The 2274-nt window shown below is 56.6% G+C and carries 1 protein-coding gene; it reads right to left on the reverse strand.

What is annotated here, in order from left to right; all coding sequences use genetic code 11:
• Window positions 1-275 precede the first annotated feature (275 nt).
• The gene (locus tag ACKUUJ_RS08735; RefSeq protein ID WP_118082040.1) at window positions 276-1970 is read right to left on the reverse strand and encodes a phospho-sugar mutase; all 1695 of its coding nucleotides are present in this window, start codon (window positions 1968-1970) and stop codon (window positions 276-278) included.
• Window positions 1971-2274 lie beyond the last annotated feature (304 nt).

The following is a 2274-nucleotide window of genomic DNA, read 5'->3' on the forward strand; positions in this document are numbered from 1 at the left end:
AATGGTTCGATGTCTGCCCGGATGCGACACTGAAGTAAGTGTCCATCCTCGCAGTATCCGGTTCTCAAGGTGCACGCCTGCGCGGTCCATCCGGTTCGACCGGGCCGCGCGGCAAGGAGATATATTGCCAGACCGGAGGGGCCCCGGGGGCGGGAATCTGGGCGCACACATTTCCTACACAACCAAGAATCATCCGCCTTTAAATCCAAAAAGGAGGGGACCTCGTATCCGAGATCCCCTCCTCCGCCTATCTATGGAAATAGGATTTCAAACCCTTAGGCCAACAGCTTGCGACCAGATTCCTCGATGGAATCAAGCGCCGCATCCGCCTCAGCTGCATCCGCGCCCTTAGCGAAGATGTACAGCTTGATCTTAGGCTCGGTACCAGACGGACGGACAATGCCCTTGTTGCCGCCCTCGAGATCGAACTCGATGACGTTTGCCTTGGGCAGGCCGTTCACGCAGGTGTTGTAGTCCACAACAGCCTCGATCTTGGACCCTGCGAGCTCCGCAGGCGGATTCTCGCGCAGACCGGCCATGATGCCCGCCATCTTTGCAGCACCCTCAGCACCCGGATAGCTCAGCGAAATCGTCTTGTTGTGATAGTAGCCATACTTCTCGTAAAGCTCGTGCATCGCGTCGGCGAGGTTCTTACCCTGCAGCTTGTAATACTGAGCCATCTGGCAAATCAGCAGCGAAGTGCTCACCGCGTCCTTGTCGCGTACGTGATCACCGGCCAGATAGCCGTAGCTCTCCTCGAAACCGAAGATAAAGCGATCGACTTCACCAGCATCGGAAAGCGAGGTAATGATGTCACCGATGTACTTGAAGCCCGTCAGGCAGCGACGGAGCTCAAAGCCATACTCCTCGGCCAGAGCATCGACCATGGCGGAAGAAACAATGGTAGTGACCGCGACCTTCTTTGTGAGATCCTCGCCGCGAGCGGCACGGGTCTTGCAAATATAGTCGAGCAGCAGGACGCCCATCTCGTTACCGGTCAACAGCAGGTAGTCATCACCATTCTTGACAGCAACGCCAACACGGTCGGCGTCGGGATCGGTCGCAAGCAGCAGATCGGGGTGAACCTGCTCGCAGAGATCGATGCCCTTCTGCATAGCCTGACGGATCTCGGGGTTAGGATACGGGCAGGTCGGGAAATCGCCGTTAGGCTCCTTCTGCTCGGGAACAACCGTGACATCGGTGATGCCAGCGCGCTCAAGAACCGTAGTAACGGGGATAAGGCCCGTACCGTTGAGCGGCGTGTAGACAAGCTTAAGCGGAGCGCCGGCAATTTCCTCGGCAGAAAGGTTCGTCACGCCGCGAGCGAGGACGGCCTCGTAATAACGCTCGAGACAGGAGTCGTCAATCCACTTGACAAGGCCCTGCTCAACAGCCTCATCGAAGTCCATAGACTTCACGCCGGTAAACGCATCGGTCTCGGCGATAGCCTTAGAAATTGCATCGGCGGCCTCACTGGTGATCTGGCAGCCGTCGGGGCCATAGGCCTTATAGCCGTTATAAGGCGCCGGATTATGGCTAGCGGTCATGCAAATACCACCGGAGCACTTAAGGTCGCGGACGGCCCAGGAAAGCGTCGGCACGGGAGAAATCTTAGGATACACGAGAGCAGTCACGCCGTTTGCTGCAAGAATGGCAGCCGTCGTCTTAACGAACAGCTCACCTTTATTGCGGCTATCGCGAGCGATGGCGACCGTCGGATGCTCGAAGGTCGCATTGAGGTAGTCAGCGAATCCCTGGGTCGCACGACCGACCGTATAGATATTCATACGGTTAGTGCCCGCACCGATAGTGCCGCGAAGGCCAGCAGTACCGAAGGCGAGATCCTGGAAGAAAGCGTCGGTGATGGCGTCCTCATCACCCTGCTCCTTCATCGTGTTAAGCTCAGCGAGGAGCTCCTCGTCCTTGACATTGGCAATCCAAGTATCAAGCAGCTCATGAACATCTGCCATGTGAGTCCTTCCGTCACAATCAATAAAACGACCCGTGTAAAACAGGACAAGCGCAGCAGTGCGCTAAAGCAAATATTAGTCCATTGAGAACAGAGAACCGACAAAAGAACGGTGAACGTCTATATTCAGCGGTGGATGATTAAATTGATTTAATTGCAAAAAGAATGTTGCCTATAAACGCAAAAAAGGGGGAGGCCGCGAGGCCTCCCCCTTCTCAATCTCGATGGCGGCTCGGTGCCGTCCACCGGTCAGCGGCGCCCTGGCCTCCCACGGGCTGACCCCGCAGTACTCTCGGCGCGATGGG

Origin of the sequence: Collinsella sp. wc0583 (assembly GCF_046116915.1) — a bacterium.
GTDB lineage: Bacteria > Actinomycetota > Coriobacteriia > Coriobacteriales > Coriobacteriaceae > Collinsella.